This window comes from Phaeovulum sp., assembly GCF_041596715.1.
Lineage (GTDB): Bacteria > Pseudomonadota > Alphaproteobacteria > Rhodobacterales > Rhodobacteraceae > UBA6213.
In genome coordinates this window covers 1-7449 of sequence record NZ_JBFHIA010000161.1, presented here as the reverse complement: position 1 = coordinate 7449, position 7449 = coordinate 1, and the positions used below count along the sequence as shown (strand labels likewise).

Sequence of the window (7449 nt, the reverse complement as noted above, 5' to 3'; positions counted from 1 at the left end):
TCGCGGCGTGGCGCTGGCGGCACTGGCGCCCCGCGCCCGCCCTCTCCAAACACCTTTCCAAATCCTTAACGGCTCACAAATATGCTTTGTGAATCAATAGCCTGCCAACCTTATCACGCGTGTTACACCCGGAATGCAAAAGGCCGCGCCAGAACGGCGCGGCCTTGATACTGTCCCGGTATCGGTCAGGCGATCTTATTTGATCTTGCCTTCCTTGTATTCCACATGCTTGCGCACGACCGGGTCATATTTGTTCACGGCCATCTTTTCGGTCATGGTGCGGGCATTCTTCTTGGTCACATAGAAGTGCCCGGTGCCCGCCGTCGAGTTCAGACGGATCTTGATCGTCGTCGGCTTCGCCATTCTCAGTCTCCTAGAAGCGGGCGGCGGGGCGCCCACGAAATCCTTGAAGCCCGCCTTTTACTTGGCCGCCGGGCAGAGTCAACCGCGAAAGCCTCGCGGGGGTGCAAATTTCCGCCGAAACCGGGCGGGGCGGTGTAGGTGCGCGGATGGCCTGTAAGCCGGATCTTGTTCCGGGGGTTGCCCCCCTTCGATGACCATTCCTCTGCCCGCGCGGTTACCCACGCGATCTAGCCGCCAACCCGGGCCTCTCGGGTCGAAGTACCTTGCGGGCGGTCTCGGGTTGCCCCGACCAGCCCCCGCGCGAGGCCCCTATTCGGCGTTGCTCCCGGTGGGGCTTGCCATGCCGGTTCTGTTGCCAGTCCCGCGGTGGGCTCTTACCCCACCGTTTCACCCTTACCTGCGCGCCAGGCGGCAGGCGGTCTCTTCTCTGTGGCGCTTTCCCTCGGGTTGCCCCGGCCGGGCGTTACCCGGCACCGTGTCTTCATGGAGTCCGGACTTTCCTCGCGACGGGTTGCCCCGCCTCGCGGCCATCCGGCCATCCGCGCGGGGGTCGAGATAGCCCTGCCCCGGCTCCACGTCAACAAGGAAGGCGGGCCGCAGCCGCGCCTATTTCACCAGCCGGAAGCCGATCTTGCGGCTTGCCGCGGCTTCGCCGGGGCGCCGCTTCAACCAATCGCGCAAAAGATCGAAAAGCGCGGCGTGCACCTTCTCGACATCGGGGCATTCGGCACCGTCAAAGCGGCAGATCACCTCGCGGTCGCCGATGCTGACCGTCACCATATCGCCGTGGCGGTGGCAATGAATCGCGACCACCACGTTCTGCTTGGGCAGCACCTCGGGCCCGCGTTCCAGCAGCAGCCCCAGCCCAAAGCGAAAGCTGCCGTCGGTCACGTGAATCAGCGCATCATGCAGAAACGGAACTTCGTTGCCTTCGCTGTCGGGTTCGTCATCGTCCTCGACACGGTAAAATCCGAGGTATCGGATCACCTCGGATTCCGAGGTGAAGCTGTCGGGCATCCCAAGCCACTCGGGTAGACCGCCGACGATCAGCTCCGCCAGCCGCTCGTTTTCGCGGCAAAAGGCGTTTTCGGCATCCTTGTACGCGGCAAAGCCCGCGCGCAGTTCGTCATAGCGGCTCATTTGCGCCCCCTCGGTTACGGCGCGGACCAGTCTGCACCCGGCCGGGGCCAACCTTCAAGGTGCGGCGCGCACCGATTGGAACGGCGTCGGATCCCAGGTGCAGGCGAAACCGTCGCCATCAGGGTCGAGGTTGCCAAGGTCGCGCTCTGGCCCGCCCTTTTCAAGGAAGTCGGTCTGCGCAAGATCGGGCGAGGCGTATTTGGCGCAGGCGCGGTCATGATCGACGAACTTGAGCGCAATGCGGTTGTAAATCGCCTCACCCTTTCGGTTCGGCGCGGCCAGCGCGTAAGCGGCAAGGTTTGGCCCGCCCGCATCGGTGCGCTCGGGCAAAGGTTCTGCGGGCAGTTGCACATAGGCCGCGCGGTTTGCTGCAAGCCTTTCAGCGTCTGACTGGATCGTTTCGCGCTCGGCCACCGCCTCGAAGTTTTGCTCGTCCGAAATGAGGGCGTGCCCGGCGACAGCCTCATCAGCAGTCGGCGTGGAGGTTGCCGTGGCAGGCTCCAACGTAAGCGCAGCACCCATCGGGTTCAACGGCTCGCCCGTGACCACAGGCGCGCTGGTTGTGGGCAGCACCGCAGCTGCCGTGGGCGGTGTTACCGCCTGCGGCATCGGCTGGGTGCCCTGAAGCACCGCTTCACGCTGGGCCAGATAGGCGTTGTAATCACCAAAGCCCACGCCCGCCGCGCGATCGGGCACCTCGTTCGCGCAAGCGCCAAGTGACAGCACCGCCGCCAGCCCAATCGCCGCCTTGCCCCGAGATCCGCTCATGTTCGCCCTCCGATCGTTCCGGGCGCCCCTTACCACCATTTCGCCGGTTTGCCCGAAAAACTTGCGGCGCGCTCCAGCACATAGGCGTGATTCAGCAGATCACCCTCGGCCCAAGGCCGCCCGATCAGTTGCAGCCCCAGCGGCAGGCCCTTTGCGTCATAGCCCGTGGGCACAGCGATGCCCGGCAGACCGGCCAGATTGACCGTCACCGTGAACACGTCGTTGAGATACATCTCGACCGGCGAGGCATCGGCCATTTCGCCAAGGCCAAAGGCGGCCGACGGCGTGGCGGGGGTCAGGATCGCGTCGATCCCGGCGGCAAACACCTGCTCGAAGTCGCGCTTGATGAGGGCGCGCACCTTGCGGGCGCGGTTGTAATAGGCGTCATAAAAGCCCGCGCTCAGCACATAAGTGCCGATCATGATGCGTCGCTGCACCTCAGCACCGAAACCTTCAGCGCGGGTTTTTTCGTACATCTCGGTGATGCCGTCGCCTGCGGCGAGCTTCGCCCGGTGCCCATAGCGCACCCCGTCATAGCGCGCGAGGTTCGATGACGCCTCGGCGGGGGCCACAACGTAATAGGCGGGCAGTGCGTATTTGGTGTGCGGCAAGCTGATGTCGACGATCTCGGCACCCGCATCGCGCATCATCGCCGCGCCATCAGCCCAAAGCCGCTCGATCTCGGCAGGCATACCGTCCATGCGGTATTCCTTGGGGATGCCGATCTTCTTGCCACGGATGTCGCCGGTCAGCATCGCCTCGAAATCCGGCACCGCCAGATCAGCCGAGGTGCTGTCTTTCGGGTCATGGCTGGCCATGGTGCCCAACATGATCGCCGCATCGCGCACGGTCTTGGTCATCGGCCCGGCCTGATCTAGGCTCGAGGCAAAGGCCACCACGCCCCAGCGGCTGACGCGGCCATAGGTGGGCTTGATGCCGACGATGCCGGTAAAGGCGGCGGGTTGGCGGATCGAGCCGCCGGTATCGGTGCCGGTGGCCCCAAGGCAAAGATCCGCCGCGACCGCCGATGCCGAACCACCCGACGAGCCGCCGGGGGTAAGCGGCGTTGTGTCATTGCCGCGTCGCCACGGGTTCACGACGTTGCCGTAGCACGAGGTTTCGTTGCTGGAGCCCATGGCGAACTCGTCCATGTTCAGCTTGCCCAGCATCACCGCACCCGCATCCCAAAGGTTTTGCGTCACGGTCGATTCGTATTCGGGCTTGAACCCCTTGAGGATGTTCGAGGCGGCCTGGCTTGGCACGCCCTTGGTGCAGAACAGATCCTTGATACCCAGCGGAATACCGCAGAGCGCGGGCGCATCGCCCGCCGCCAGGCGTGCATCGGCAGCGCGCGCCTGCTCTTGGGCGATCTCGGGCGTCTGGTGGACAAAGGCGTTCAACGCGCCAGCGCCTTCGATGGCAGTCAGGCAGGCCTCAGTCAACTCGACCGAGGTGATCTCGCCTGCGCGCAACGCGTCGCGGGCGGCGGAAATCGTAAGGGTGTTGAGCGCGCTCATTCGACCACCTTCGGCACGGCAAAGAAACCTTCGCGCGCATCGGGCGCGTTTTTCAGGACGCTGGCCTGAATGTTCCCGTCGGTCACGACATCAGCGCGGCGCTTCAGCCGCATCGGCGTGACCGAAGTCATCGGTTCGATGCCCGTTACATCGACCTCGTTCAGTTGCTCCATGAAGCTGAGAATGCCCGAAAGCTGTTCGGCCAATGCAGGCAGGCGGGTTTCAGGCACCGCAATGCGCGCCAGATGCGCGACCTTGCGGGCGGTGTCGATGTCGATGGCCATGGGGCGGGCTCCGTCAATTGGCTGGAGCGGGTTTAACGGCGCGGGCCGCGCCCTGCAAGCCCGCGCCGCCCCTTTGGTGCCCATAAGCAAAGCCACCTTGGCCAAGCGCAGCCCGGTTCAGGCGGTCAAAATCTGCTCGGCGTGGTATCCTTAACCATCAGGCCAATTCTGCCCGCAACTGAAGGAGCGCACGATGCACATCACATGGCTGGGTCATTCAAGCTTTCGTATCGAGATCGCAGAAGCGGTGCTGCTGATCGACCCATGGCTCGGCGACAACCCTATGTTCCCCGCCGCGCGCCGCGCCGAGGCAATCGACGGGGCCACGCATATCCTGATCACCCACGGGCACGGCGACCACATCGGCGACGCGGTGGCAATCGCCAAGGAAAAGAACATTCCCATCGCCGGCACCTACGACCTGATCAACTGGTGGGCCGAACGCGAAGGCATCACCGGCATCGGCTTCAACAAGGGCGGCACCATCACCGCGGGCAGCGCCGCGGTGACGATGGTGAACGCCTGCCATTCCTCATCGATCGCAAGCGCGGCAGGCCCGATCTATGCGGGGCGCGAGGCGGGCTACATGATCGCGGGCGAGGGCCACACGATCTATGTATCGGGCGATACCGACATCATGGCCGATATGGAGTGGATGGGTGAATACCATGCCCCCGATATCGGTATTCTGGCCTGCGGCGGTCATTACACCATGGACATGGCGCGCGCCGCCTACGCCGCGCGCAAGTATTTCGCGTTTCGCACCGTCATCCCCTGCCACTACCGCACATTTCCGATTCTCGCGCAAAACGCCGAGGCGCTGCGCGCGGGTCTGCCACCGGGAGTAAGCCTGATCGAGCCCGAGGTATTGGTGCCGATCACGCTTTGAAAACTGCTTCAGGCCAAATATCCCCCGCGGAGCGCGCCTTGCGGGCCGAAAAAGCCTCCGGCGGGGATATTTGGCCTGAAGCAGATGATCTAGCGCCGCGCCGCGAAGAAGTCGCGCAGCAGGTCTTCCGCGGCTGCGGCGGATATGCCGTCATAGACCTCGGGCACGTGGTGGCATTGAGGGTGGGCAAAGACCCGCGCGCCATTCGCGACGCCGCCCGATTTCGGATCGGCCGCGCCATAGTAGAGCCGCGCGATCCGCGCGAAAGAAAGCGCCGCGGCGCACATCGGGCAGGGTTCTAGCGTCACATAGAGGTCATGGCCCGGCAACCTCTCGGACCCTGCGGCGGCGCAGGCGGCGCGGAGCGCCAGAATCTCGGCATGTGCGGTTGGATCGGCGCGTTCACGTGTGCGGTTGCCTTCGGCGGCAATCACCCGCCCGTCGGGTGAAACCACCACTGCACCCACCGGCACCTCGCCGCGCGCGCCTGCGGCGCGGGCTTGGGCGAGGGCGTCTTCCATGTAGCTGCGAAACCGATCCATGGCGCTTCTTTGCCTATCGCCCGGCCTTTGTGCAATGCGCTTTCCCTTTGCCGCGACTGGCTCTATGTAGCAGGCTTTGCTGCCGCCCGCCACCTGAGGAGCTGCCCGATGCCCGCCGAAAAGCCCGCCCCCGAGACCTCGAGCCTTGAGCGTATTGCCAAGGTGATGGCGCGTGCAGGCATCGCGTCGCGCCGCGATGCGGAGAAGATGATCCTCGAGGGGCGCGTTGCGGTGAACGGCACCGTGATCAAAAGCCCCGCGCTTGACGTCGCCCCTTCCGACCGGGTGACGCTTGACGGCAAGCCGATCGATGCGCCGCAAGAAACGCGGCTCTGGCTCTATTACAAACCGCTGGGACTCGTAACCAGCGAGAAGGATGAAAAGGGCCGCCAGACGGTGTTCGACACGATGCCGGCAGAGATGCCGCGGGTGATGAGCGTCGGGCGGCTTGACCTCAATTCCGAAGGGCTTTTGCTGTTGACCAATGACGGCGGTTTGAAGCGGCGGCTGGAGCTGCCCGAGACCGGCTGGCTGCGCAAATATCGCGCGCGGGTCAATGGGCGGCCGGACGATTCGACTTTCGATCCGCTGCGGCGGGGCATCACCATCGACGGCGAAGAGTTTCTGCCGATGGAAATCGGCCTCGACCGGCAGCAAGGTGCCAACGCATGGCTGACCGTGGGTATCCGCGAGGGGCGCAACCGCGAGATCCGCCGCGCGATGGAGGCGATCAAGCTGACCGTGAACCGGCTGATACGGGTGTCTTACGGGCCATTCCGGCTGAATGACATGCAGCCCGGCGATGTGGTCGAGGTCAAGCGCAAGATCATGCGCGAGCAGTTGGGCGAGCGGCTTTTGACGGGCGATGAATCGGCGCCCGATAAACCGCTCCGCCGCCCGCGCGAGCCGGTTGAAAGCAGCGAAAAGCGCCCGTATCTGCGCAAGTCGCCAGATGGCAGGCCCGCCGATGCTGGTGCCGATGACGCACCGCGCAAGCCGCGCGCGCGCGCCGCGGGCTTCAAATCGCACGCGGCTGGCGCAGACAGCAGTGACCCGGCCCGCAAAGCCTATACCCCCCGCGAAGGTGGCGAACGCAAGCCCTACGCGCCACGCGAAGGTGGCGAGCGGAAACCTTACGCACCGCGCGAGGATGGTGAGCGCAAGCCCTACACCCCGCGTGAAGGTGGCGAGCGGAAACCCTACGCGCCACGCGAGGGTGGCGAGCGGAAACCTTACGCACCCCGCGAAGGTGGCGAGCGCAAGCCCTATGCTCCGCGCGAGGGTGGTGAGCGCAAGCCCTATGCACCGCGCGAAGGGGGCGAGCGGAAGCCCTACACGCCGCGCGAAGGTGGCGAGCGCAAGCCCTATGCACCGCGCGAGGGTGGCGAGCGGAAACCTTACGCACCGCGTGAAGGTGGCGAGCGCAAGCCCTATGCGCCCAAGGGTGCCGCTGCGGACAAGAAACCTTACGGCGCGCGCAGCGAAGGCGGCGAGCGTAAGAGCTTTGGCGGCAAGCCGCGCGGTGCGCCCGGGAAAGCGCCCTTTGGCGGCGCTTCGACTGCGGGCCGCGGCCCGGCCAAGCCGCGCGCGGCGGGGTCGAAATCGCATGGTGGTGGGGCTGCTGGCGGCGGGCGCGCCTCTGGCTTCAAGTCGCACAGTGGCGCGCCGGGCGGTAAGCCGCCAGCGGGCCGGGGCGGCCCGAAACCCGGTCGCAAGCCCGGACCGCGCGACAAAAGCTGAGCAGTGAAAGCGGGCTGCGGCGCGCCATAGCGCAGAGTTACCCAGCCTAGCCGCCCTCGCGCCCGGATTGCCGCGCGGCACAATTTGCTGCGGGGTAATTGCTGCGGATCGGAAACAGGCATCCGACTGTCGTACCCGACGGAAATGGTTGAATTGCTGGCAACATGGCCCCGCCGCGCCTATAACAAGGGGGCCGGGTATCTTCC

8 protein-coding genes and 1 other RNA gene are annotated in these 7449 nt (G+C 65.3%); 2 read left to right on the top strand and 7 right to left on the bottom strand.

What is annotated here, in order from left to right:
• Positions 1-195: 195 nt before the first annotated feature.
• From rpmG to gatC, 6 genes are all read right to left on the bottom strand, one after another.
• Positions 196-363 carry a 50S ribosomal protein L33 gene (gene rpmG / locus ABY403_RS11360; RefSeq protein WP_028719409.1) on the bottom strand — a complete coding sequence of 56 codons (168 nt, stop codon included), beginning with the start codon at positions 361-363 and terminating at the stop codon, positions 196-198.
• A gap of 138 nt (positions 364-501) precedes the next feature.
• Positions 502-906: RNase P RNA component class A (gene rnpB, locus ABY403_RS11355), an RNA gene on the bottom strand.
• A 63-nt stretch (positions 907-969) separates the two neighbouring features.
• Complete coding sequence (locus tag ABY403_RS11350) at positions 970-1503, bottom strand: hypothetical protein (RefSeq protein WP_372840928.1); 534 nt, start codon at positions 1501-1503, stop codon at positions 970-972.
• A gap of 54 nt (positions 1504-1557) precedes the next feature.
• On the bottom strand, positions 1558-2271 hold the full coding sequence (locus ABY403_RS11345) for a hypothetical protein (RefSeq protein WP_372840927.1): 714 nt from the start codon (positions 2269-2271) through the stop codon (positions 1558-1560).
• Positions 2272-2300: 29 nt separating this feature from the next.
• The gene (gene gatA / locus ABY403_RS11340) at positions 2301-3788 is read right to left on the bottom strand and encodes an Asp-tRNA(Asn)/Glu-tRNA(Gln) amidotransferase subunit GatA (RefSeq protein ID WP_372840926.1); all 1488 of its coding nucleotides are present in this window, start codon (positions 3786-3788) and stop codon (positions 2301-2303) included.
• Complete coding sequence (gene gatC, locus ABY403_RS11335; protein ID WP_372840925.1) at positions 3785-4072, bottom strand: Asp-tRNA(Asn)/Glu-tRNA(Gln) amidotransferase subunit GatC; 288 nt, start codon at positions 4070-4072, stop codon at positions 3785-3787. Before gatC ends, gatA begins: the two co-directional genes overlap by 4 nt.
• A 193-nt stretch (positions 4073-4265) precedes the next feature.
• Here gatC and ABY403_RS11330 point away from each other — a divergent pair, with 193 nt between their 5' ends.
• On the top strand, positions 4266-4961 hold the full coding sequence (locus ABY403_RS11330) for a metal-dependent hydrolase (protein WP_372840924.1): 696 nt from the start codon (positions 4266-4268) through the stop codon (positions 4959-4961).
• A gap of 89 nt (positions 4962-5050) precedes the next feature.
• On the opposite strand, the gene ABY403_RS11325 is transcribed toward ABY403_RS11330, so the two are convergent.
• Positions 5051-5503, bottom strand: coding sequence for a nucleoside deaminase (locus ABY403_RS11325; RefSeq protein ID WP_372840923.1), 453 nt, complete (start codon positions 5501-5503; stop codon positions 5051-5053).
• Between the two features lie 108 nt (positions 5504-5611).
• Here ABY403_RS11325 and ABY403_RS11320 point away from each other — a divergent pair, with 108 nt between their 5' ends.
• Positions 5612-7243 carry a pseudouridine synthase gene (locus tag ABY403_RS11320; RefSeq protein WP_372840922.1) on the top strand — a complete coding sequence of 544 codons (1632 nt, stop codon included), beginning with the start codon at positions 5612-5614 and terminating at the stop codon, positions 7241-7243.
• Positions 7244-7449: the final 206 nt, after the last annotated feature.

What these genes read in the sequence shown, in the direction of transcription:
- ABY403_RS11325 (WP_372840923.1), bottom strand. Translation starts at nt 5,503, where the DNA reads ATGGATCGGTTTCGCAGCTACATGGAAGACGCCCTCGCCCAAGCCCGC.
- ABY403_RS11330 (WP_372840924.1), top strand. Translation starts at nt 4,266, where the DNA reads ATGCACATCACATGGCTGGGTCATTCAAGCTTTCGTATCGAGATCGCA.
- ABY403_RS11350 (WP_372840928.1), bottom strand. Translation starts at nt 1,503, where the DNA reads ATGAGCCGCTATGACGAACTGCGCGCGGGCTTTGCCGCGTACAAGGAT.
- gatC (WP_372840925.1), bottom strand. Translation starts at nt 4,072, where the DNA reads ATGGCCATCGACATCGACACCGCCCGCAAGGTCGCGCATCTGGCGCGC.
- rpmG (WP_028719409.1), bottom strand. Translation starts at nt 363, where the DNA reads ATGGCGAAGCCGACGACGATCAAGATCCGTCTGAACTCGACGGCGGGC.
- gatA (WP_372840926.1), bottom strand. Translation starts at nt 3,788, where the DNA reads ATGAGCGCGCTCAACACCCTTACGATTTCCGCCGCCCGCGACGCGTTG.
- ABY403_RS11345 (WP_372840927.1), bottom strand. Translation starts at nt 2,271, where the DNA reads ATGAGCGGATCTCGGGGCAAGGCGGCGATTGGGCTGGCGGCGGTGCTG.
- ABY403_RS11320 (WP_372840922.1), top strand. Translation starts at nt 5,612, where the DNA reads ATGCCCGCCGAAAAGCCCGCCCCCGAGACCTCGAGCCTTGAGCGTATT.